Genomic DNA, 21,840 nt, shown 5'->3' on the forward strand with positions numbered 1-21,840 from the left:
TCGTTGCAGCCCTCCAGCTGCTGAAAGTCCTCCATGCTCGGGTCCTGCGCCTGCAGCATCGTTCCCATGGCCCCGTCGGCGACGACCACACGGGTGGCCAGGGCCTGCCGCAGGGCGTTCGCCCGTTCCTGCGGTTCCTGCGGTTCCTGCTCGTTCGCCGTCATGCCAGCCGTCCCAGCTTCGGTCCCAGCAGCCCGGCCGCGTGCTCCCCGTACACCGTGCGGACGGTGGCGAGGAGCTGCTCGGGCCGGATCTCGTACGACTGTGAGCCGACGGCGGCCAGGACCAGGGCGGACATGGCGCAGCCGAGCTGGGCTGCGGTCTCCAGTGGCAGGCCCCAGCCGACGGCGGCCAGGAAGCCGGAGCGGAAGGCGTCTCCGACGCCGGTCGGGTCCTCGGCACGGACGTCGGGGACGGCGGGGACGGTGAGGGTGGGGGTGTCCTTGGCGTCGATGCGGACGCCCTGTGCGCCGAGTGTGGTGATCCAGGTGCCGACGCGGTCGAGGACCTCCTCGCGGCTCCAGTCGGCGCGTTCGCGCAGCAGCGCGGACTCGTACTCGTTGGTGAAGAGCCAGCGGGCGCCGGTGACGAGGGTGCGGACCTCGGCGCCGGTGAGGCGGGCGAGCTGCTGTGAGGGGTCGGCGGCGAAGGCGATGCCCAGCTGTCGGGCCTGTTCGGTGTGGCGGACCATCGCGCCGGGGTCGTTGGGCGATACGAGGATCAGGTCGAGGGGGGTGTCGGCGTGCAGGGCGTGCAGGTCGATGCGGGCGGATTCGGCCATCGCGCCCGCGTAGAAGGAGGCGATCTGGTTGGAGTCCTGGTCGGTCATGCACATGAAGCGGGCGGTCTGGTGCTCGGCGGAGACGTGCACCGCGCCGGTGTCGACCCCGTGTTCCTTGAGCCAGACCTCGTACTCGGCGAAGTCGGGTCCCACGGCGCCCGCGAGGAGGGGGGCCAGGCGCAGGCCGCCGAGGCCGTAGGCGATGTTGGCGGCCACTCCCCCGCGGCGCACCTCGAGGGTGTCGACGAGGAAGGACAGGGAGATGTGGTGCAGTTGGTCGGGGAGCAGCTGGTCGACGAACCGGCCCGGGAAGGCCATGAGGTGATCTGTGGCGATGGATCCGGTCACCGCGATACGCACGTGGACTCCTGTGAGCTGGTCTGTGGTCGGCGGGGCGAGGGTGGTGGGGTTCGGGGGTGGGGCGGGTCCGGGCGGGGCCGCCGGTGTGCGGGGTGTCCGCCCGGACCCGGCCGGGTCTGTTCAGGCTCCGGCGGCGGCCTTCAGCTGTGCGGCCCGGTCGGTGCGCTCCCAGGTGAAGTCGGGGAGTTCGCGGCCGAAGTGGCCGTAGGCGGCGGTCTGGGCGTAGATCGGGCGCAGCAGGTCGAGGTCGCGGATGATGGCGGCCGGGCGGAGGTCGAAGACCTCGGTGATGGCGTGCTGGATCCTGGTGATGTCGGTCTTCTCGGTGCCGAAGGTCTCGACGAACAGGCCGACGGGCTCGGCCTTGCCGATGGCGTAGGCGACCTGGACCTCGCAGCGTGAGGCGAGGCCGGCGGCGACGACGTTCTTGGCGACCCAGCGCATGGCGTAGGCGGCGGAGCGGTCGACCTTGGAGGGGTCCTTGCCGGAGAAGGCGCCGCCGCCGTGGCGGGCCATGCCGCCGTAGGTGTCGATGATGATCTTGCGGCCGGTGAGGCCGGCGTCGCCCATGGGGCCGCCGATCTCGAAACGGCCGGTGGGGTTGACCAGCAGCCGGTAGCCGGCGGTGTCCAGTTTGATGCCGTCGTCGGCCAGCCGGGCGAGGACGTGTTCGACGACGTGCGCCTTGATGTCGGGGGCGAGGAGCGCCTCCAGGTCGATGTCGGAGGCGTGCTGAGAGGAGACGACGACGGTGTCCAGGCGGACGGCCTTGTCGCCGTCGTACTCGATGGTGACCTGGGTCTTGCCGTCGGGGCGCAGGTAGGGGAGGGTGCCGTTCTTGCGGACCTCGGAGAGGCGGCGGGAGAGCCGGTGGGCGAGGTGGATCGGCAGCGGCATGAGTTCGGGGGTCTCGTCGGTGGCGTAGCCGAACATCAGGCCCTGGTCGCCGGCGCCCTGCCGGTCGAGGTCGTCGCCGTCTTCGTCCGCGGAGCCCTCGACGCGCTTCTCGTAGGCGGTGTCGACGCCCTGGGCGATGTCCGGGGACTGGGCGCCGATCGAGACGGACACGCCGCAGGAGGCGCCGTCGAATCCCTTGACGGATGAGTCGTAGCCGATTTCGAGGATCTTCTCCCGGACGAGCTGCGCTATCGGGGCGTATGCCTGTGTCGTCACCTCGCCCGCGATGTGCACGAGGCCGGTGGTGATCAGTGTTTCGACCGCGACGCGCGAGGCGGGGTCCTGGGCGAGCAGTGCGTCGAGGATCGTGTCGCTGATCTGGTCGGCGATCTTGTCGGGGTGTCCCTCGGTCACGGATTCCGAGGTGAACAGACGACGGGACATGTCACTCCTGTTGGTGTGGGACGGGGCGTGGGGTGGGGCGGGGAGGTCAGGGCCGGGCGGTGGTGGCCGCGGCTGTCTCCAGAGTCCGGGCGAGGGCCCGTACCGGGTCCGGGTCCGGGTCCGGGTCGCCTGTGGTGGTGAGGGTGCCGCCGATCACGATGAGGGGCGGGTGCCAGCCGTGCGAGGCGATGCGTTCGGCCACGGCGCAGGCGAGGGAGCCGGCTCCGGAGAATCCGCCCAGCAGCAGCGGCTCGCCGCGGGCGAGGGCGGGGCGGAGCGCGGCCAGTACGGTCCGTGCGTCGGCGGGCGGTGCCACGGTGGTCAGTGCCTGCGGGCCGGGGTAGGCCGCGGCGAGTGCGTCGTAGCAGCCGGGCGGTGCGTCGGGCGGCGGGACCAGGCAGATCGTGCCGGCGCCGGTACGGGCCGCCGCGCGCAGGATCCGCAGGGTGCGGGCGGCGTCGGCGGGGGGCCGGGCGAGGCGGGGTGCGGGGGTGGTGTCGAGCAGTGCCAGGGCTTCGGCGACGGTGGTGGCCGTGCCGGTGGCGGCGGGCAGTTCGCGCAGCAGCAGGGCGGTCTGGGCGAGGGTCCGGGCGGCGTCGCAGTCGCTGATGCGTGTCCGGTCGTGGACGCCGGTGAGGACGAGCCCGCCTTCGGTGTCGTGGTGGGCGGTGAGGGTGAACGGGAGGGCGGTGTGTGCTCCGATGGTCTCGGCGGCGCCCACCCGTACGCCCTGGTCGGCGAGTTCGGTGTGGACGGGGTCGTCGGCGGGTCCGGCGGGTGCTTTCGCCTCGAAGGCGATGAGGGAGTCGGGGACCGGGCGCGCGCCGGGGCCGGGGCCGTCGGGGCCGGGGCTGTCGGGGCCGGGGCTGTCGGGGGGTGGCGGGGACCACTGTGCGGCCTGGTCCGGGGAGACCCATTCGTAGGAGGCGGCCTCCAGGGCCTGGCCGGCCAGTTCGGTGATCAGGCGGGTCAGGGGGTGACAGGGGTCGATGCGGGCGTGCAGCGGGACGGCGCCGCGCAGGGGGCCCGGGAGGCGTTCGGCGCCCGGGAGCGTGATGCCGCGGCCCGAGACGGTGGCCGCGAAGGTGACGGCGGGCGCGCCGGGGGTGGCGCGGTGGAGCTGGAGGGCCCAGGCGGTGTGCAGGGCCGTGCTCTCGGTCGCGCCCCGGTCCGCGGCCCAGTTGCGCAGGCGCAGCGCCTCGTACGGGGTGAGGTGCTGGCGGGTGCGTCCGTGGCCGCGGGGGTGCGGGCCGTCGTGCGCGGTGTCGCGGACCGGGAGGCCGGCGGCGTCGGCCGGGGCCCCGGTGCGGGTCCAGAACGCGCGGGCCGGTGCCGGGTCCTGCCGGGCCAGCCAGCTCATGTGGTCGCGGATGTCGGGGCGGCGTTCGCTGCCGACCGGGCGTCCGTCGGCGAGGTAGGCCCGGTGGAGGGTGCGCCGCAGCAGCCGGGCGCTCCAGCCGTCGAGGAGGGCCTGGTGGTAGGTCAGCAGCACTCTGCTCACCTGGCCGGCTTCCTCCAGCAGTGCGATCCGCAGGGCCGTGCCGGGCCGGTGGAGGTCGAACTCGCGCGTCCGCTCGCTGAGGAGCAGGGCGTGCCAGTCGGCGCTGCCGCGCGGGTGGCGTTCGAGCTGGGGGGTGGCGTGGGGATGTACGGCCAGCAGGGGTCCGGTGCCGGGGGCGGCGGGTCTGGCCAGTGCGGTGCGCAGGACCGCCTCGCTGTCGTACAGGGTCTGCCAGGCGGCTGCGAACCGGCGGGTGTCCAGGGGGCCGTACCAGCGCCAGTGCAGTTGCCCGATGTGCAGTGCGGCGCCGGGGTGGGTCATCGCGTCGAGCAGTACGCCGTGTTGCTGGGGTGTGGTGGGGGGCAGCCGTTCCGGTTGCGGACCGCCGGATCCGGTGTGCCCGGCAGGTCCGGTGTGTGCGGTGTCGGCGGTGCCGTCGGGTTCCCGGGCGGGCCGCGGCCGCTCCCCCGCCCCCGCCCCCGCCCCCGCTGTCGCGGCCCCGGTCAGCAGGTCGGACAGCCGTCCGGCGGGGAACGGCGGCGGGGGCAGGGTGAGGGTGTGGTGGTGGGCGGTGTGCCGGTGCAGCGTCGGTGTGCACGGCGGCAGTGCTGCGAGGGCGGCGGTGAGCGCGGCGGGGGTGAGCCTGCCGTGGAGGTCGAGGGAGGTCGGAGGGCCGGGTGTGAGGACCACGGTCATGGCCACGGCGCGGGCCATCGGCTTCCCTCCTCTTCCCTTTCGGTTTCGGACACATGGAGGACTCGTGGGGGACACGGCCGGACATGGTCTGTTGTCGAGGATTCTTCCGCCCGGTCCTCGGCCCGTCCTTGAGCGCGCATCGAGCGCGGACACCCTCTAGCGGATGCGGAAGTTGGCCATCATTCCCATCGCCGAGTGGTCCAGCAGGTGGCAGTGGTAGACGTACGTGCCGCGGTAGGTGTCGAAGGTGGCGTGGAGTTTCACCGTCTCGCCGGGGAAGAGGCGGACGGTGTCCTTCGGGCCGGCCTCGGACGGTCCCACCGGGGCGCCGTTGCGTTCCAGCAGTCTGAACTGGACCAGGTGCATGTGGAAGTTGTGCGGGACGATCTTGTTGGCGTTGGTGACGGTCCAGATCTCCGAGGTGCCGTGCGTGATGGTCTGGTCGATGCGGTGGTGGTCCCAGACCTGGCCGTCCATGAACCCCCGCGGCTCCTGCCGGCCGTCCTCGTCCATGCTCAGGACGATGGTGCGCTGCACGGTCGCGGCCGGCAGGGGGGTGAAGGTGCGCAGCACGTCCGGTATCCGGCTCGGGTCGGGGGCGGTGCGTACGACGTCGAAGCGCAGTACCTTGCCGACCTGGTCGGGGGTGCCGGGGCCGAGGGTGTTCTCCAGGACGATCTTCGTTCCGGTGGGGTAGCGGGAGAAGTCGATGACGACGTCGGCGCGTTCGGCCGGGGACAGGCCGATGGTGTCGGTGGTGAAGGGGCGTTCCAGCAGGCCGCCGTCGGTGCCGATCTGGATCATCTGGCCGCCGTCGGACAGGCGCAGCTGGAAGAAGCGCATGTTGGAGGAGTTGAGGAGCCGGAAGCGGTATTTGCGGGCGGCGACTTCGAAGTAGGGGGTGGGGCGGCCGTTGGCGAGGATGGTGGTGCGGCCGAAGACGTCGTCCATGACGTAGACGAGCTGTCCGGCCTCGTCGAAGCGGGCGTCGCGCAGGGCGATGGGGACCTCGTACTGGCCGGCCGGCAGCGGCAGTGAGCGCTCGTTGTCGTCGGAGAGCAGGTAGGTGGCGGACAGGCCGCGGAAGACGTGCTCCGACTCCATGTGGTGGGCGTGGTCGTGGAACCAGAGTCCGGCGCCCGGCTGCTGGTTGGGGTAGGTGTAGGTGCGGGAGGTGCCCGGGGCGAAGGTGTCCATGGGGCCGCCGTCGTTCTCCGGGGAGACGTTGCCGCCGTGCAGGTGCACGGCGACCGGCATGGTGAGGGTGTTGCGGTGGCGGATCACGACCTTGCGTCCGCTGCGGGCGCGCAGCACCGGGCCGGGGAAGTGGCCGTCGTAGGTGAGGACCTTCGTCCGCACGCCGGGGATGATCTCCCGTGCGGCTTCCTTGATCGTGACGCTGTAGGTGTCCTGGCCGCCCGGCCCGGCTGTCGGTGAGAGCACCGGCAGGAGCGGCATCCGCACCGTGAAGGGCGGCGGGACGGTGACGGGTCCCCCGCCTGCGGTGGCGGTGGCCTGCGCGGGCCCGGCGCCGAGCAGCGGTGTCAGGCCGCCTGCGGTGAGCAGGCCGGCGCCGGTCGCGGCGACGGCTCCGCCGAGCAGGCTGCGTCTGGTGACCATGGGGATGTCCTCCTGGGAAACGGGGTCGGGGTGCGGGCGGGCCGCCGGGGCGGGGCCGTTCGCACGGCGGGCGGCCGGCGCGCGGTGCTGCTCGCGCAGGTGGCGCGCCGCGAGTGCACCAGACGCGGCTTGCGCACCGCTCGAGCCCGGATGGTGTGCGGGAGTCCGGCGTTGCGCGGGCCTTGCGGGGCCTGGGCAAGGCTCCTCGTGCGTACGTACGACCGCGTACGCGACTCGTGCCGCCGATCGGGCGGCCGCTGGGGGGAGGCACCCGTGGATCCGAACGACCTGCACGACTTACGCGACTGGCTGCCGCGCGCGCTCGGGGTGGCGGAGCGGTGGGGCGGGCAGTTCGGCCCGTACGAGACCCATGACGCGCACCGGGTCGGCCCGGAGGCGTTCACCGAGGCCTTCGACCGTCTCGCGAAGCGGATGGATCACAACTATCCGTTCTTCCACCCGCGTTACGCCGGACAGATGGTCAAGCCGCCGCATCCGGCGGCCGTCACCGGTTACCTCACCGCCATGCTGTTCAACCCCAACAACCATGCCGCCGAGGGCGGGCCCGCGACCACCGAGATGGAACGCGAGGCGGTCGCCGACCTGGCGGCCATGTTCGGGTTCGACGCGCACGTCGGGCATCTCACCACCAGCGGCACGATGGCCAATCTGGAGGCCCTGTACGTCGCCCGGCAGGTGCACCCCGGGCGCGGGGTCGCCTACAGCTCCGAGTGCCACTACACGCACGAGCGGATGTGCCACGTGCTGGGCGTGGAGGGCCACCGCATCCCGGTGGACGCGCACGGCCGCATCGACCTGACCGCGCTGGAGGATGCGCTGCGCGCAGGGCGGATCGGGACCGTCGTCGTCACCACCGGCACGACCGGGCTGGGGGCGGTGGACCCGGTGCACGAGGTGCTGCCGCTGGCGCGCCGGTACGGGGCGCGGGTGCACGTCGACGCGGCGTACGGCGGCTTCTACGCGATCCTGGGCAGGGCGGGGGCCGGCGGCGTCGACCCGGCGCCCTGGCGGGCGATCGCCGGCTGCGACTCGGTGGTGGTGGACCCGCACAAGCAGGGGCTGCAGCCGTACGGGTGCGGGGCGGTGCTCTTCCCCGATCCGCGGGCGGGGCGGCATTTCGCGCACGATTCGCCGTACACGTACTTCACCGATGCCGATCTGCATCTGGGTGAGATCAGTCTGGAGTGCTCGCGGGCGGGGGCGGCGGCGGCCGCCCTGTGGCTGACCCTGCAGCTGCTGCCGCTGACCCCGGACGGCTTCGGGCGGATCCTGGCGGCGAACCGGCGGGCCGCGGTGCGGTGGGCGGACCTGCTGACCGCGTCGCAGGAGCTGGAGCTGTACCAGCGCCCGGACCTGGACATCGTGACGTATTTCCCGGCGACCGCCGAGGGCTCCCTGTCCTCGGTCGACGCGGCGTCGGAGCGGCTGCTGCGCGGGGGCATGACGGCGGAGTCGGATCCGGTGTTCCTGAGCGTGCTGCGTGCGGACGCGGACGCGTTCGCGCGGCGCCATCCGTCGGTGGTGCGGGACGCGGAGGCGGCGCGGGTGATCCGCAGCGTCCTGATCAAGCCGGAGTCCGAGCACTACCTGGCGACGCTGCACGCGCGTGTGGAGCAGCTCGCGGCCGGTGCCCGGGCCACGCCCTGACCTTCCGCCGGACCGCCCCGGACTCCCCCGGACTTCCCCGGACTTCCCCGGACCTGCCCGAACCGTTCTGCACTTTTGTGCAGCTGCCCTGTCCATCCTCCATCCCGTCACCTGACCGGAGGCCCTGCCTTGTCCGCCCTGCCTGCGAACCGGCTGAACCCATCGGCCGTCACCCATCTCTCCGACCTCCTCGCCGCCTCCTTCCAGCAGGACGCGCTGACCCGCTGGATGATCCCCGGCGAGCGGCTGCGATCCGAGCTGCTGCCCGGGTTCTTCCGGGTGTTCGTGGAACTGTCCGCCGCCCACGACGGGGTGTTCACCAGCCCGGACGGTGAGGCGGTGCTGCTCTTCCTGCCGCCCGGCGCCGAGCCGGACGGCAGGGCCCTGGACGCGGCCTTCGCCGATGTCCTGGGCGAGTACGCGGACGCGATGCGCACCATCGCCGGCCTCCAGGAGGAACGGCATCCGCACGGTCCGCCGCACTACTACGTGTCCTTCGGCGCGGTCCGTGCCGGCCGGCAGCAGAGCGGGCTGATGTCCCGGCTGCTGGGCCGGCTGGTGGCCCGCGCGGACGCCGAGGGCGTCGGCAGCTATGTGGAGGCCAGCTCCCCGGGCGGCGAGGCCGCGAGCCGGCGGGCCGGCTTCGGGCTCCTGGGCGGGGACATCGTCCTGCCCGGCGGCGGACCGGTACTGCGACCCATGTGGAGGGATCCCCGATGAGGGGCGACGATCTGATCCTGTCGTGGACCGCCGGCCAGATAGCCCGCGGGGAGGCACCGGCGGAGCACCTCGGCCCGCTGCTGCGCATCCTCGCGTGGAGCCGGGAGTTCCTGGTCTCCAGCCATCCCGAGCTGGGCCGCACCGGCCCGGTGTGCCCGTACACCCAGCCCTCGCTGCGCAAGGAGCTGTTCCACCTGGCCGTCCCGGCGGCCGGCTGCGAGGACCTGGCCTCGGCGGTGGACTCGCTGCGGACCCGTCACGCGGTCCTCTCGCAGCCGCTGTCCGCGGACGACCGTGAGCTGCTGACGATCCTGCTGGTCCTGCCGGGCTTCGATGCGACGGACTCGGTGGAGCTGGACGAGCTGCAGCGCAAGGCGAAGGACGAGTTCGTGGCGGAGGGGCTGATGATCGGCCAGTTCCATCCGGTGTGCGAGGAGCCGGGCCTGTACAACGAGGCTTTCCGTCCTCTGCGTTCGCCGCTGCCCCTGCTGGCGGTCCGCAAGCTGCTGGTGTTCGATCTGCCGTTCCTGGTGGGCGACGACGCCCACCTGGACCACTATCTGCAGCGTTTCGCGCCGGGTCTCCCGGCGCGTGTCCGTGATCAGCTGGTGAGCCGGGTGGTGGCTGCCTGAGTGCTGCCCGGTTCGCGGTTTCGGCCCCGGTCGCCTGTGCGGCCGGGGCCGTTTGCGTGCGCGGGCGGGTCTCAGGGCCGCGCGGTGCGCAGGCAGTCCTCCAGGAAGGTCAGGGCGCGCAGGTGGTAGGCGGGGGCGGTGTGGCCCAGGCTGATGTTGTGGCCCGAGGCGGGGAGGTGGTCGACGGTGACCGAGGGGGCGGCGGTCAGGCGGGAGGTCATCGCCGTCAGGGTGGGGGCGTCCAGGTGCCACCAGGCTTCGTGTTCGGCGAAGGTGAGGCGGACGGGGATGCGGATGCGGGGGGCCAGGTCCTCGTACTGGCGGGGCCAGTGCAGGGTTTCGGCGGACTCGCGCGGTGGTGTCGCGGCGAGCAGGGTGCGGCTGGCCTGGAAGGTGCCGCGCGGGTAGAGGTTCAGGGGGCCCCAGTTGAGTTTGGTGGCGCCGCCGCCGAGGGTGGAAGGGAAGTGCAGGGCCTGGGGGTTGTACCGGTATCCGACTCCCGAGGCGTCCAGGCCGAGCAGGGGTGTGCCGGCGTCGGCGGCGGCGGTGTGGAGGGCGACCTTGCCGCCGTCGGAGTGGCCCAGCAGGAACACTCCCGCGCCGGTGTCGTGTGCGGCGGCGTGTTCCTTGAGGGCCGCGTGGAGGGTTTCGGCCTGTTCGGTGAGGGTCTGGCCCTCGGGCAGCCGGCCGGCGGAGTGCCCGTATCCGGGGCGGTCGACGGCCAGGACGGCGTGGCCCAGGGCGGTGGCCAGGGGGGCGAGGGAGTTCCAGTAGGCGGCCCGCATGCCCCGGCCGTGGATGGCCAGGATCGTGGAGCGGGGCGCTGCCCCGTCCGGGGGCAGGGCCAGGAGCGCCGACAGGGTGATGCCCGCCGCGTTCAGGGTGTAGGGGTGTGTGCCGCCGGGGAGCGCCGTCATCGGACCGCCAGCCCCTTCCGTGTGCCTTCCATGGCGTCCACCCAGGTGGCGGGCGAGCCGGTGCGCAGCAGTGAGGTGCCCACGAGCAGGCCGGCGAATCCGGCGTCCAGCAGTGCGGCGGCGGTCTGCGGGCTGTCGATGCCGCTGGCGCTGACGGGGCAGGCGGCGCCGGCGGCGCGGACGGCGGGCAGCAGGTCCAGGGAGCGGCCGAGGTCGCCGGCGCCGCGTTCGCGGGTGCGGATGTCCTTGTTGTTGACGGCGACGACGCATTCCTCGGGGTGGTGGACCGAGGCGAGTTCGGTCTCCCGGGTGATCTCGACGAAGGGGGTGAGGCCGGCCAGCAGGCACTCGGTGACCAGGGTCCGCATGCTCGATGCCGGCAGGAGTGCCGCTGTCAGCAGGACGGCCGAGGCCCCGAGTTCCTTGGCGGTGCGGATCTGGTCCTTGCGGGTGATGAAGTCCTTCTGGAGGATCGGGAGTCCGGTCAGTGCGGCCACGTCGCGCAGCAGGGCCGGGGAGCCGCCGAACCAGCGGCCCGTCACCACCGAGATGCAGGGGGCGCCCGCGCTCTCGTACGCCTCCACGATCGCGGCGGGGGTCCGGCCGCCCAGCATGTCGTAGCCGTGGGCGTCCCGCCGTTTCACCTCCATCACCACGGGGGTCGGGGAGGCCAGGAGGGCCTCGAGAAAAGGGAAGCCGGTCCGGTTCTGCTTCGTCATCGCGACAGCTCCAGGTGGGGGTGGTCGGGGCGGGGGGCGGTGGGGGCGCCGGTGCGCCAGGCGCGGGCCAGGGCGGCGATCTGCGGGACGCCGAAGCCGCCGGTGGCCCGGTCGCGGGCCGCGGTGTCCACGTCGATGCCGCGGAATGCGGGGTGGCGCACGATGTCCTCGTAGGCCGGGCGGTTGTCCGGGGTCAGGCCTCCTGCCAGCAGGAAGGGCCGGGTGAGGCGGGGCAGCAGGGCGGTGACGCGGTCGGGGTCCAGGGCGGCGCCGGTGCTGCCGATGCGGCCGTCGCCGGTGGCGGTGTCGAGGAGGAAGAGGTCGGTGCCGGCCCGGTCGTAGGCGCCGATCAGGGGGCGTTCCACGCAGTTTCCGTTCTCCTGGACGTGGAGCACCTTGACGATGCCGACGTCGGCGGGGAGCGTCCGGCGCAGTGCCCGTACGAGGGCGGGCGGCTGGTAGGCGTGGAGTTGGACCCAGCCGGCGCCGGTGCGCCGCACGATCGCGGCGAGCTCACCGGCGTCGGCGAGGAAGGTGACCAGGACCGGCAGGAGGCCGGCGGAGCGGGCCGCCGCCGCGAGGGCGGCGAGCCCGTCCTGGTCCAGTTCGCTGGGGCCGCCGGGTACGCCGTGCCAGAGGCCGACGCAGTCCGCCCCGGCGGCCGCCGCCGCCTCGATGTCGCGGGGGCCGGTGGCCCCGCAGACCTTCAGCAGCGTCCGGGACAGGGGGTGGGTGGTGGTCACTTGCCCAGTCCCAGCATCGAGGCGATGCGGTTGTACTGGATCTCGTTCGAGCCGGAGTAGATCGTGCCGCCCACGGCGTTGCGCACGTCCTGCTCCAGGCCGAGCTCGGCCATGTAGCCGTGGCCGCCGAAGATCTGTACGGCGGTGAGGCTGGTGGCCAGGTTGCTCTCGCTGGTGACGAGTTTGGAGATGGCGAGGTCGGTGGTGACGTTCTCGCCGGCCTCCAGTTTCTCGCCGGTGTCGTAGAGCCACTTGCGGGCGGTCTCCAGCTGGATCTTCGTGTCGACGATCTTGTTGGCGATCGTCTGGTACGAACCGATCGCCTTTCCGAACGATGTGCGTGTTCTGGCGTAGTCGACGCACCGTTCCAGCCGGTGCTGCATCTCCCCCACGTTGACGATGAAGGAGAAGAGGATCTCCCGTTTCATCACGTGGTCCAGGACGAGGAATCCGCCGCCGACCCGGCCGAGGACCGCGCTCCGGGGGACCCGGACGTCGTCGAAGAACAGTTCGCTCAGCGGCGAGGTCCGCAGGCCCATCTTCTTGAGGGGCCGGCCGGCGGTCAGTCCGGGGGTGTCGGCGTCCACGAGGAATGCCGTGGTGCCGAGCGGGCCGCCGTCCGGGTGGGTCCGGGCGTAGACCACGATCACGTCGGCGATCGGTCCGTTGCTGACGAAGACCTTGCTGCCGTTGATGACGAAGTCGTCGCCGTCGCGCACGGCCCTGGTGGTCATCGCCATGGCGTCGGAGCCGCCTTCGGCCTCGGTGATGGCGTGGGCGCCGATGATCTCGCCCGAGCAGATCCCGGGCAGGTAGCGCTCCTTCTGTTCGGTGGTGCCGAACTGCTGGAGGGGGATTCCGGTGGAGCAGATGGAGGTGGTGATGCAGAAGCTGAGGCCTGCGTCGCGGTTGTACTCGCCGAGGCCCTCCAGTACGTACATGGTGGTGAGCAGGGACTGTCCGAGGCCTCCGTAGTCCTCGTCGAAGGGCAGTCCGAGGATTCCGGTCTTCTGGACGAGTTTCCACTTGTCCTCGGAGAAGGCGGACTGCTGGTCGAGTTCGATGTGGTCTGCGCTGAGTGCGTCTCCCCACCGCTCCAGGCCTTCGCGCAGATCTGCCTGGTCGGCGTTCCAACGGATCACGGCGGACCCCTTTTGATTCGGTGGCGGTGCGGATGAGTGGTGCGGCGGGTGGGTTCTCAGTAGGCGGAGGAGCTGTGCGCGTCGAGGCTGTGGACCTCGTCGCCGCGCAGGGCGGGTGAGAAGACGCAGACCAGGCGCAGGTCCTCGTGGGGGCTGGCGACGAGGAAGTGGGCGTCGTGCTGGTCGAGTGCGTACATCCGGCCGGGGACTATCTCGTGGGAGGTGCCGTCGAGTTCGATGACCTCGCCGGAGCCCTCGATGCAGTAGCAGGCCTCGAGGTGGTTGACGTACTCCAGGCGGGACTTGGTGCCGGCCAGGACGGTGGTGTCGGTGAGCGAGTAGCCCAGGCCGTCCTCGGCGAGGAGGAAGCGGCGGCTGAGGCCGTTGCCCCACTCGACGGTCTTCACGGACTCGATGTCGCGAACGATCATGGCGTTCTCCCGGTGTGTGGGTGGTGCTCGGATGGTCCGGATGAGGGGTGGAGCTCTCTTTCGTGCCGGTCAGGCGGTTCGGTGCGGTGCTGCGGGCAGGACCTGGCGGACGAACCGGCGGAAGGCTGCGGTGATGTCGGTGCCGGTGTCCTGGGCCCGTTCGAGGGCGGCGACCGCGGCGGAGCCGATGATCGCGGCGTCGGCGCCGGCGGCTCCGACGGCTTGTGCGTCCTGCCGTGTGCTGACCCCGAAGCCGACGGCGATCGGGGACGTGGTGTGGGCCCGCAGTGCGGCGACCGTCTGTGCCAGCGCGGCGTGGCCGGCGGCGGGTGCGGTTCCGCTGCGTCCGTAGTGGGCGACGAGGTAGAGGTAGGCGGAGGCCTGTGCGGCGGCCTGGGCCCGGGTGGCGGGCGGGCTCTTGGTGTAGCAGGTGGTGACGACGGGGAGCCGGGCTGCGGCGGCGGTCTCCAGGTGTGTTTCGCGCAGTCGTGGGGGGAGCGCGTGGATGAGGAGTCCGTCGGTGCCGGCGTCGGCGATCTCGCGGGTGGTGGCGGCCAGGTCGCGGTGTTTGAGGGAGTGGCTCCAGTCGGTGAGGAGGGCGATCCGCAGGTGTGCCAGGTGGGGCCGTACGTCCGCGATGAAGGCGAGTACGTCGTCCAGGCCGGCGCCGCCGCGGTCCAGTGCCCGGCGGGCCGAGCGGCGGATGACGGGGCCGTCGGTGACCGAGTCGGGGAACGGGACGGCCAGTTCCAGGCAGTCCACGCCCTCTTCGTCGAGCATCAGGACGAGGTCGCGCAGGACGGGCAGGGGCGGGTCGCCGGCGTTGAGGAAGAGGGCGAGTCCGGGCGGTCCGCCGGGGGTGCGGCGGGTGAAGAACGGGGCGGGGCCGGGTGTCACGGCCGCGGCCGGGGCCGGGACGGTGATGGTGGGGTCAGGCACCGGTCACCGCCAGGGTGCGGGGGGCGGTGGGCGGGGCGGCGGCCAGGCGCTGCGCGAGGTCGTGGGCGGCGCCGGAGCGGACGGCTTCCTCGGCGACGGAGACCGCCGAGAGCCAGTCCCGGCGGGTGCCGGAGGCCACGATCAGGGCGGCCGCGCCCAGGCAGACGGTGCGGGTGGCGACGCGGCCGGCCGTGCCGGCCAGGACGGAGAGGAAGTGGCGTACGGCCCCGGCCGGGTCGGTGGCGGGGCGCAGGTCCGCGAAGGAGCCGTCGCCCGGGGTGAGTTCGCCGGGCCGGATGATCCGGGTCGGGGAGGTCGCGCCGTGGATGGTGTTGGTCGCGAAGGGCAGCAGTTCGTCGGCGCCGGTGTCGTTGGCGGTCAGCCAGATCCGGCGGGTGGTGGTGGTTTCGGCGAGCCGGCGCAGGGTGTCCAGGGGGGCGGCCGCCGAGACCCCGGTGACCTGGGCGGTGACCGGCAGGTCCGCGAGGAAGGGGCCCAGGGCGTTCAGGAAGCGGCCGAAGGTTTTCATGCTGTAGGGGGCCACGGTCCGGGCCAGGCGGGTCAGTTGTGCCGGGTAGACGAAGGGGCCGGCGAAGGCGATCCCGTGGGCGGCGAGGGTGTCCTCGGTGTGGGTGCGGGAGGAGGTGAGACGGACACCGAGCCGTTCCAGCAGGTCGACGGAGCCGAGTGAGCTGGTGTAGGCGCGGGAGCCGGTTTTGACGACCTTGACCCCGGCCGCGGCGGCGACGAACGCCGAGGCGGTGGAGATGTTGAAGGTGCGGGGTCCGCCGCCGGTGCCGACGACGTTGACGGTGTTTTCCCAGGTGGTGGGGGTCGCTGTCGCTGCGGGCCGGCGCTCGGCGAGCGAGTCCAGCAGGTGGCGCAGGGTCTCGTGGTCCGGGAGCCGGCTGGTCAGGGAGGCCAGCAGGGCGACGGCCTCGGCCTTGTCGAGGCCGCCGGCGCCGAGCTGGTCCCACCAGGACCGCCAGGTCTCGCGGCCGACCGGGGCTCGCTGTTCCAGCAGGCCGGTGAGTGCGTCGTGCACGGTCGGTCTCCGTCTCGTGTGCGTGGGGTGGGGGCGGGGGCCGCTCAGGCGGCCGCGGTGCGCCGGGACTCGGTGATGAAGGTGTCGATGGCCTCGACGCTGCGGAAGTTGTTGGGGTCCAGGTCGGCGTCGCCGATGGCGAGGTCGAAGCGGTCCTCGACCCAGGCGATGAGCTTGAGGACGCCCAGGCTGTCGATGACGCCGTCGTTGAGGAGGTCGTGGTCGGTGGTGAGTTCGGCGGCGTTGGTGCCGGGGAGGAACTCGGTGATGACGAAGTTCTTGATGGTGTCGATGTTGCTCATGACGGGATTCCTTCGGCGATAGGTGTGGCGGCGGGTGCGGTGGTGGGTGTGGTGGCCGGGCTCGGCCGGTCGAGTCGGTCGAGTGCCTTGCGGTCGATCTTTCCGGTGGCCGTTGTGGGCAACGGCTGTTCGGTGACGGTGAGTTGGTGCGGGACGGCGGCCCTGGGCAGGTGCCGGGCGCAGTGTGTGCGCAGTTGCAGGCCGGTCAGGGTGGAGCCGGGGGTGCGGCGGACGGCGGCGGTGAGGCGTTTGCCGGCGATCGGGTCGGGGAGGGCGGCGACGCCGGCCTCGAGTACGTCGGGGTGTTCCTGCAGGACCCGTTCGATCTCGGCGGTGTTGACGGCGACGCCGCGGACCTTGACCTGGAAGTCGGTGCGTCCGGTCAGGTGCAGGGTGCCTTCGGCGTCGCGCCGTACGAGGTCTCCGGTGCGGAACCAGCGGCGGTCATCGAGGCCGAGGGGGTGGCCGGTGAACTTGTCGGTGTGGCGGGTGCGGTCGAGGTAGCCGCGGGTCTGGAAGGGCGTGGAGACGAAGAGTTCTCCGCTGCCGGGTCCTTCGACGGGGGTGTGGGTGTCGGGGTCGATGACCAGGGCGCGTACGCCGGGCAGCGGGCGGCCGATGGGGACGGGCGGGAAGGCGGTGGCCGTGGTGTCGATTTCGTGGATGAAGCTGTCGTTGGTCTCGGTGCAGCCGTAGATGTTGTGGATGCGGGCGTGGGGGAAGAGGTGGGGCAGGGCGGCGAGGGTGCGGTCGGGGATGGCGTCGCCGGTGAACATGACGTGTTCGACGCCGGGGAAGGTGTCGCCGGTCTTGGCGGCGGCGTCCTGGAGGAGGCCGAAGGCCATGGGGACGGCCTGGACGATGTCGACGCCGTGGTGCAGGACCAGGTCGCGCAGGTGGCGGCCGTGGGCGGCCAGGGCCGGGTCGACGAGGACGACGCGGCCGCCGCGGGCGAGGGTGGTCCATACGTCGAGGAGGCAGAGGTCGAAGTTGAGGGGGGCGTAGTTCAGGACGGTGCGGCCGGGGCCGATGGCGAAGGCGTTGCCGGCCCAGCGGGTGAACCGGTCGATGGCGTCCAGGCCCAGGGGGACGATCTTGGGGAGGCTGGTGGATCCGGAGGTGGTGAGCATGAGGGCCACTTCGGCGGCCTCGTCGGCCGGCAGTGGCCGGGCCTGGGTGTGCGGGTTGGGGGTGACGCGGGCGCTGTCGCCCCCGGGGGCCAGGACGTGGGCGCAGCCGGCCTGGGCGAAGAGGTCGGCGAGCAGGGTGTCGGCGAGGGCCGGGGAGGGGAGCAGCAGCGGGCGGCGTGCGAGCAGGCAGGCGAGTACGAGGGCGAGGGTGGCGGGGGATTTGTCGGCGAGGATGCCGACGGGTTGCCCGGGGGCGAGGTCCAGGCGGGCGAGGCGGTCGCGTTCGCGGCCGGCGAGGTCGTACAGCTCGCGGTAGGTGGTCTCCTGGCCGTTGAAGAGGAGCGCGGTGGCGTGGGGGCGGTCGCGGACCTGGGTCAGGAATCCTCCGAGGAGGCCGAGTTCGACGGTGGCGGGTCCGCTCATCGGGGGGCTCCTTGCCGGGGGGGTGCGAGCTCGATCCAGCCGGACTTGACGGCGGTGCCCTTGGGTGTCTTGCAGGTGAAGCGGATGACGCGGGCGTCGGCGTCGGGCTGGAGGGTGATCTCCAGCGGGATGCCGGGGGGTACGGGGGCCGAGAAGCGGCAGCCGAGGCCGCGGACGCGGGCGGAGTCGCCGGCCGCGAAGCGGTCGGTGGCTTCCTCGACGGCGAGGGCGACCACGCTCATGCCGTGTGCGATGACGGTGTCGAAGCCGGCGGCGCGGGCGGCGTTCTCGTCGAGGTGGATGGGGTTGAGGTCGCCGGAGGCGTGGGCGTAGGTGGTGATCCAGTCGGTGGTCAGCTCGTGGACCGCGCAGTGCGGTTCGCCGGTTCCCAGGGCGGCGGGGGCGGCGGGGCCGCCGGTGATGTCGCCGAAGGGTTCGAGCCGGCTCGCGCCGACGAGCAGGGCGGAGATGACCAGTTCCGCGAAGGGGTGGGGGCCGTCCTCTCCGGTGAGCCGGACCCGCAGGGCGATGCGGGCGCCGCGGGGCTCCTTGCGGATGCCGAGGACGTCCAGGGTGACGGTGACCTGTTCGCCGGGGCGGACCGGGCGCAGGGTGCGGATGTCCTGGCCGAGGTGGACCACGGAGACCGGGCCCGGTTCGGCCGCGGTGAGTGCGGCGACGGTCTGTTCGGCGAGGGTGTGGGCGAGGACGAAGGTGTGGACGGGTGAGGCCTGGCCGGGCCGGGCGGTGGGCAGGCCGGACCGGGCGGCGCCGCGGTAGTCGGTGATCTCGGGTTCGGTGACGGTCAGGGTGCGGACCGGGGAGGGCAGCGACAGGGTGGTCATACCGGCGTCACCACCACGGAGGAGTTGTGGCCGCCGAATCCGAAGGAGTTCGTGATCGCGGGTCCCGGGCGCACGGCGCGGGGTGCGCCGTGCACGACGTCGATGTCCATTCCTGGCTCCTGCTGTTCGTGGTTGGCGGTGGGCGGCACCTCGCAGTGGTGCATGGCCTGCACGGTGGCGATGAGTTCGACGGCCCCGGCGGCGCCGATGAGGTGGCCGATGACCGACTTGGGTGCGGTGACGGGCGGCTGGGCGGTGCCGAACACCTTGGTGAGGGCGGCCGCCTCGGACCGGTCGTTGTACGGGGTGGAGGTGCCGTGCGCGTTGACGTGCACGATGTCCGAGGGGGTGAGGCCGGCGTCGGCGATGGCTGCGGCCATGGCGGCGGCGGCGCCCGCGCCGTCGGGCAGGGGCATGGCGAGGTGGTGGGCGTCGGCGGTGGCGGCGTAGCCGGCGACCAGTCCGTACGTTGTGGCCCCGCGGGCCCTGGCGTCGTCGAGGCGTTCCAGGACGACGAAGCCGGCTCCCTCGCCCATCACGAAGCCGTCGCGGTCCTTGTCGAAGGGGCGGGAGGCGTGTTCGGGGTCGTCGTTGCGGAAGGAGACGGCGCTGAGGTTGCCGAAGCCTGCCAGGGTGACGGGGGTGAGGGTGTGTTCGGTGCCGCCGGCGATGACGAGGTCGGCGCGGCCGGTCTGCAGGAGCATCAGGGCGTGGCCGATGGCGTCGGCGCCGCTGGCGCAGGTGTTGGCGACGGTCAGGGCGGGTCCGGTCCAGCCGAGCCGGATGGCGATCTGGGCGGCGGCGGCGTTGGGCATCGTCATCAGCGGCATCAGCGGGTTGACCCGGGCCGGGCCGCCTTCGGTGAAGTGGGCGGATTCCAGGTCGCTGGTGGCGCGGCCGCCGACGGCGTTGCCGACGACGATGGCGGTGCGGCCGGCTTCGGCGGTGGGTGATCCGGCGTCGCGGTGGGCGGCGAGGGCCGCGGCCGTGCCGTAGTGGGCGAAGGGGTCCATCCGGCGGGCTTCCTTGGCCGGGACGAGGCCGGTGAGGCCCTCCAGGCCGCGGACCCGGCAGCCGATGCGCACGCGGTGGCGGCTGAGGTCGATGTGGGTGAGTTCGGCGGCGGTGGACCGGCCGGCCCGCAGCGTGTGCCACAGCTCGTCCGGGGTGCACCCGCCGGGGGTGACCACGCCCATGCCGGTGATGGCGACGGGCGGCTGCGCCGTGCTGCCCCTGGACGGTGAAGGCATGTCTGCTCCCTGAGGCGGACTGAAGAGGGGTGGAGAGGTGCGGCGGGGTGCGGGCGGTCGCGGTGGGGCGGTCAGATGATCCGGCACTCGCGGGCCGACGTGATGAGGGCCTCGGCGGCGAAGTCGATGTCGGAGGTGGTGTGGGCGGCGGTGATGGCGATGCGCAGCCGGGCCAGGTCGTTGGGGACGGCCGGGGTGACGACGGGCAGTCCGATCGCGCCGTTCTTGCGGTAGGCGGTGGCGAGGTCGTAGGCGGACTCGTCGGAGCCGGCGATGACCGGGACGACTGCGGTCTCGCTGTCGACGGTGCTGATGCCCGCCTGGTTGAGGAGGGTGCGGAAGCGGGCGGATTCGCGCTGGATGAACTGGACCCGCTGCGGTTCGCGCTGCATGATCCGCAGGGATTCCAGGGCGGCGCCGGTCTGTGCTCCGCCGAGGGCGGCGGAGAAGAGGAAGGGGCGGGCGGCGTAGCGCAGGTGGTGGACGAGTTCGGCGGAGCCGGCGACCCAGCCGCCCATGGAGGGGATGGCCTTGGAGAGGGTGCCGAGCTTGATGTCGACCTTCGCCTCGTGGTGGAAGTGCTCCTCGATGCCCTTGCCGGTGGCGCCGATGACGCCGAGGGCGTGGGCCTCGTCGACCATCAGGAGCGCGTTGTGGGCGTCGCAGACCTTGCGCAGGTCGACCAGGGGGGCGATGTCGCCGTCCATGGAGTAGACGCTGTCGACGATGACGAGGCGGACGCCGGTGTCGGGGGCGGCGGCGAGGCGGCGTTCCAGGTGGGTGACGTCGTTGTGGCGGAAGCGGGTGACGGTGGCGCCGGAGAGCTTGCAGCCGTCGACGATGCTGGCGTGGTCGTACTTGTCGATGAAGACGGTGTCGCCGGGGCCGACGATGGCGCCGACGGTGCCGACGTTGGCGGCGTAGCCGGAGCCGAAGACCAGAGCCCGCTCGCGGCCGGCGACCTTGGCGACCTCGGCCTCCAGTTCCTCGTGGAGGGGGGTGGTGCCGGCCAGGGCGCGCACGCCGTGGTTGCCGGTGCCGTAGCGGTCGACGGCGGCCTTGGCGGCGGAGACGACCCGCTCGTCGCCGGCGAGTCCGAGGTAGGAGTAGCCGGACATCATCAGCAGGCGGCGGCCGTCCTGGTCCGCGTACGCGGAGTCGCGCTCGGCCGTGTAGGCCACGAAGCTGTTCTTGCGGTTGGGCTCGTACTCCAGGGACCGGACCCGGTCGCGGAAGTAGGCCAGCTTCGGCTCGAGGCGGTCCCAGGCAGCGGATGCGTTCACGTGCTTCTCCTCATCGCGATCGTCCGGCGGACCCGGAACTCCATCGTTGCCCTGCCGTTTCTCCGGCCGGGCTCTAGTGGAATTCCATTAAGACTCGTGGGGCGCAATAGCAGCGCAAGAGCGCGGCTGCAGCGGGACCACAGCAGGACTGCAGCGGTGCTCGAAATACGAAAGGGAATGGCCCGACCTCGGGTTTTATTCGGTCGGAAATGTTTGCCGACCGCTGTTGACATGCGGAGAAGGCCCGCCGGTATCCTCTGAATCGCACGGACTTGGGGGACACGGCCGGAAGCCGACCGTTTCGGAGAGTGCATAGTGCTGATCAGACTCATAGGTCTTGTCACGATCGAGCCGGACGGAGCACCGCCTCAACACCTCTCGAGCGCCCAGGCGCAGGTCGCGTTCGCCCGGCTGCTCCTGGAGCGGGCCGGCGGCACGGACCGTGACCAACTGGCCGAGACCGTATGGCCCGAGGGGCTGCCGGACACGTGGGCCTCGGCCCTGCGGAGCCTGGTGAGCCGGGTGCGTACGTTCGTCACGACGCCGCAGGACCGGCCGGGGGCCACTCCCCTGGTCTCCCAGGGCGGCCGCTACCTGCTGCGGGTGCCGCAGGACGCGGTGGTGGACGTGGAGGTCGCCGAGACCGCGCTGGCCGAGGCCTCCGAGGCGTACGCGGAGGGGGCCTACGCGGTGGCGCAGCAGCTCGCGGCGGGCGCGGTGTCGAACCTGCGCGGCTCGTTCCTGCCCTCGCACGAGGGCGAGTGGGTCAACGCGATGCGCGAACAGCTGGAGGAGCTGCGGCTGAAGGCGCTGGAGACGGCGAGCCTGTCCTCGTCCGCGCTGGGTGACGAGCATCATGCGCTGCGGTACGCGGAGGAGGCGGTGCGCCGTGCCCCGTTCCGGGAGAGCGCCTACCGCTGCCGGATGGCGGCCCACACCCGGGCGGGCAACCGTGCGGAGGCGTTGCGCAGTTACCAGCAGCTGCGGGAGGTGCTGGCGGAGGAGCTGGGCATCGATCCGGCGCCGGAGACGGAGGCCGCGTACCTGGAGCTGCTGCGCACTCCCGAGCCCCGGCCGGCGGTGCGTTCCCTGACCTGCCTGGACCCGGTGCTGATGGGGGTGTTCGAGGTGGATCACCGCATGCCGGTCCCCCGCCCGTGCTCGCTGGCCGACCACGGCTGTGTCACGCACCGCATGCCGTCCCCCTCCTCTCCCGCCGCCTGATCCGGACACGGAAGGGCCGCCGCCGCGCGGGTGGGCGGCGGCGGCTGCGGGGGCCCCGCCGCCCGGGCCCCCCGGCCCCGGGTGCCCGGGCGCCGGCCATCCCCGGTGCGCGGAGGGGGGGTGGCCGG

20 protein-coding genes and 1 pseudogene are annotated in these 21,840 nt (G+C 72.6%); 4 read left to right on the forward strand and 17 right to left on the reverse strand.

The window, feature by feature from the left end; all coding sequences use genetic code 11:
• From ACWGE1_RS29250 to ACWGE1_RS29270, 5 genes and pseudogenes are all read right to left on the reverse strand, one after another.
• Positions 1-305: hypothetical protein (locus ACWGE1_RS29250; RefSeq protein ID WP_453423481.1), on the reverse strand; the 305-nt coding region annotated here is incomplete at its 3' end.
• Positions 272-1,099: pseudogene (locus tag ACWGE1_RS29255) on the reverse strand (carbohydrate kinase family protein); the annotation flags it as partial. The pseudogene ACWGE1_RS29255 and the gene ACWGE1_RS29250, both read right to left, overlap by 34 nt.
• Before the next feature lie 162 nt (positions 1,100-1,261).
• The gene (metK, locus tag ACWGE1_RS29260) at positions 1,262-2,482 is read right to left on the reverse strand and encodes a methionine adenosyltransferase (protein WP_453423463.1); all 1,221 of its coding nucleotides are present in this window, start codon (positions 2,480-2,482) and stop codon (positions 1,262-1,264) included.
• Between the two features lie 46 nt (positions 2,483-2,528).
• Positions 2,529-4,697, reverse strand: a complete 2,169-nt coding sequence (locus ACWGE1_RS29265; RefSeq protein WP_453423464.1) for a condensation domain-containing protein — start codon at positions 4,695-4,697, stop codon at positions 2,529-2,531.
• Positions 4,698-4,835: 138 nt separating this feature from the next.
• Positions 4,836-6,299, reverse strand: coding sequence for a multicopper oxidase family protein (locus tag ACWGE1_RS29270; protein ID WP_453423465.1), 1,464 nt, complete (start codon positions 6,297-6,299; stop codon positions 4,836-4,838).
• Between the two features lie 273 nt (positions 6,300-6,572).
• Here ACWGE1_RS29270 and ACWGE1_RS29275 point away from each other — a divergent pair, with 273 nt between their 5' ends.
• The 3 genes from ACWGE1_RS29275 (at position 6,573) to ACWGE1_RS29285 (ending at position 9,319) form a co-directional block, all read left to right on the forward strand.
• Positions 6,573-7,967 carry a pyridoxal phosphate-dependent decarboxylase family protein gene (locus tag ACWGE1_RS29275; protein WP_453423466.1) on the forward strand — a complete coding sequence of 465 codons (1,395 nt, stop codon included), beginning with the start codon at positions 6,573-6,575 and terminating at the stop codon, positions 7,965-7,967.
• A 129-nt stretch (positions 7,968-8,096) separates the two neighbouring features.
• Positions 8,097-8,687: a hypothetical protein gene (locus ACWGE1_RS29280; RefSeq protein WP_453423467.1), complete on the forward strand. Its 591-nt coding sequence runs from the start codon at positions 8,097-8,099 to the stop codon at positions 8,685-8,687.
• Positions 8,684-9,319 (forward strand): DUF6875 domain-containing protein, encoded by a 636-nt coding sequence (locus tag ACWGE1_RS29285; protein WP_453423468.1) that lies wholly within the window; start codon positions 8,684-8,686, stop codon positions 9,317-9,319. Before ACWGE1_RS29280 ends, ACWGE1_RS29285 begins: the two co-directional genes overlap by 4 nt.
• Before the next feature lie 71 nt (positions 9,320-9,390).
• Here ACWGE1_RS29285 and ACWGE1_RS29290 read toward each other — a convergent pair whose 3' ends face one another.
• The 12 genes from ACWGE1_RS29290 to ACWGE1_RS29345 all read right to left on the reverse strand — a co-directional run bounded on the left by ACWGE1_RS29290 (position 9,391) and on the right by ACWGE1_RS29345 (position 20,488).
• Positions 9,391-10,236, reverse strand: a complete 846-nt coding sequence (locus ACWGE1_RS29290) for an alpha/beta hydrolase (protein WP_453423469.1) — start codon at positions 10,234-10,236, stop codon at positions 9,391-9,393.
• The gene (locus ACWGE1_RS29295; protein WP_453423470.1) at positions 10,233-10,955 is read right to left on the reverse strand and encodes an indole-3-glycerol-phosphate synthase; all 723 of its coding nucleotides are present in this window, start codon (positions 10,953-10,955) and stop codon (positions 10,233-10,235) included. Before ACWGE1_RS29295 ends, ACWGE1_RS29290 begins: the two co-directional genes overlap by 4 nt.
• Entirely contained in the window at positions 10,952-11,698 is a 747-nt protein-coding gene (locus ACWGE1_RS29300) for a phosphoribosylanthranilate isomerase (RefSeq protein WP_453423471.1), read from the reverse strand. Before ACWGE1_RS29300 ends, ACWGE1_RS29295 begins: the two co-directional genes overlap by 4 nt.
• A complete protein-coding gene (locus ACWGE1_RS29305) occupies positions 11,695-12,840 on the reverse strand; it encodes an acyl-CoA dehydrogenase family protein (protein WP_453423472.1) in 1,146 nt (381 codons plus the stop codon). The genes ACWGE1_RS29300 and ACWGE1_RS29305 overlap by 4 nt, the downstream gene beginning before the upstream one ends.
• A 56-nt stretch (positions 12,841-12,896) precedes the next feature.
• A complete protein-coding gene (locus ACWGE1_RS29310) occupies positions 12,897-13,271 on the reverse strand; it encodes an ectoine synthase (protein WP_030721055.1) in 375 nt (124 codons plus the stop codon).
• A 69-nt stretch (positions 13,272-13,340) separates the two neighbouring features.
• A complete protein-coding gene (gene trpA / locus ACWGE1_RS29315) occupies positions 13,341-14,210 on the reverse strand; it encodes a tryptophan synthase subunit alpha (protein WP_453423473.1) in 870 nt (289 codons plus the stop codon).
• Positions 14,203-15,255, reverse strand: coding sequence for a hypothetical protein (locus ACWGE1_RS29320; RefSeq protein ID WP_453423474.1), 1,053 nt, complete (start codon positions 15,253-15,255; stop codon positions 14,203-14,205). Before ACWGE1_RS29320 ends, trpA begins: the two co-directional genes overlap by 8 nt.
• A 44-nt stretch (positions 15,256-15,299) precedes the next feature.
• A complete protein-coding gene (locus tag ACWGE1_RS29325; RefSeq protein ID WP_453423475.1) occupies positions 15,300-15,557 on the reverse strand; it encodes an acyl carrier protein in 258 nt (85 codons plus the stop codon).
• Positions 15,554-17,110, reverse strand: a complete 1,557-nt coding sequence (locus ACWGE1_RS29330) for an AMP-binding protein (RefSeq protein WP_453423476.1) — start codon at positions 17,108-17,110, stop codon at positions 15,554-15,556. Before ACWGE1_RS29330 ends, ACWGE1_RS29325 begins: the two co-directional genes overlap by 4 nt.
• Complete coding sequence (locus ACWGE1_RS29335) at positions 17,107-17,955, reverse strand: MaoC/PaaZ C-terminal domain-containing protein (RefSeq protein ID WP_453423477.1); 849 nt, start codon at positions 17,953-17,955, stop codon at positions 17,107-17,109. The genes ACWGE1_RS29330 and ACWGE1_RS29335 overlap by 4 nt, the downstream gene beginning before the upstream one ends.
• Positions 17,952-19,205: a beta-ketoacyl-[acyl-carrier-protein] synthase family protein gene (locus ACWGE1_RS29340; RefSeq protein WP_453423478.1), complete on the reverse strand. Its 1,254-nt coding sequence runs from the start codon at positions 19,203-19,205 to the stop codon at positions 17,952-17,954. The genes ACWGE1_RS29335 and ACWGE1_RS29340 overlap by 4 nt, the downstream gene beginning before the upstream one ends.
• Positions 19,206-19,276: 71 nt before the next feature.
• A complete protein-coding gene (locus tag ACWGE1_RS29345; RefSeq protein ID WP_453423479.1) occupies positions 19,277-20,488 on the reverse strand; it encodes an aminotransferase class I/II-fold pyridoxal phosphate-dependent enzyme in 1,212 nt (403 codons plus the stop codon).
• A gap of 315 nt (positions 20,489-20,803) precedes the next feature.
• Here ACWGE1_RS29345 and ACWGE1_RS29350 point away from each other — a divergent pair, with 315 nt between their 5' ends.
• Positions 20,804-21,712 (forward strand): AfsR/SARP family transcriptional regulator, encoded by a 909-nt coding sequence (locus tag ACWGE1_RS29350; RefSeq protein ID WP_453423480.1) that lies wholly within the window; start codon positions 20,804-20,806, stop codon positions 21,710-21,712.
• Positions 21,713-21,840: the final 128 nt, after the last annotated feature.

This window comes from Streptomyces sp. NPDC054932, assembly GCF_053610205.1.

Excerpts from the sequence above, each read along its gene's own strand:
- metK (WP_453423463.1), bottom strand. The coding sequence starts at position 2,482 with ATGTCCCGTCGTCTGTTCACCTCGGAATCCGTGACCGAGGGACACCCC.
- ACWGE1_RS29265 (WP_453423464.1), bottom strand. The coding sequence starts at position 4,697 with ATGGCCCGCGCCGTGGCCATGACCGTGGTCCTCACACCCGGCCCTCCG.
- ACWGE1_RS29270 (WP_453423465.1), bottom strand. The coding sequence starts at position 6,299 with ATGGTCACCAGACGCAGCCTGCTCGGCGGAGCCGTCGCCGCGACCGGC.
- ACWGE1_RS29285 (WP_453423468.1), top strand. The coding sequence starts at position 8,684 with ATGAGGGGCGACGATCTGATCCTGTCGTGGACCGCCGGCCAGATAGCC.
- ACWGE1_RS29290 (WP_453423469.1), bottom strand. The coding sequence starts at position 10,236 with ATGACGGCGCTCCCCGGCGGCACACACCCCTACACCCTGAACGCGGCG.
- ACWGE1_RS29295 (WP_453423470.1), bottom strand. The coding sequence starts at position 10,955 with ATGACGAAGCAGAACCGGACCGGCTTCCCTTTTCTCGAGGCCCTCCTG.
- ACWGE1_RS29310 (WP_030721055.1), bottom strand. The coding sequence starts at position 13,271 with ATGATCGTTCGCGACATCGAGTCCGTGAAGACCGTCGAGTGGGGCAAC.
- ACWGE1_RS29325 (WP_453423475.1), bottom strand. The coding sequence starts at position 15,557 with ATGAGCAACATCGACACCATCAAGAACTTCGTCATCACCGAGTTCCTC.
- ACWGE1_RS29330 (WP_453423476.1), bottom strand. The coding sequence starts at position 17,110 with ATGAGCGGACCCGCCACCGTCGAACTCGGCCTCCTCGGAGGATTCCTG.
- ACWGE1_RS29335 (WP_453423477.1), bottom strand. The coding sequence starts at position 17,955 with ATGACCACCCTGTCGCTGCCCTCCCCGGTCCGCACCCTGACCGTCACC.
- ACWGE1_RS29340 (WP_453423478.1), bottom strand. The coding sequence starts at position 19,205 with ATGCCTTCACCGTCCAGGGGCAGCACGGCGCAGCCGCCCGTCGCCATC.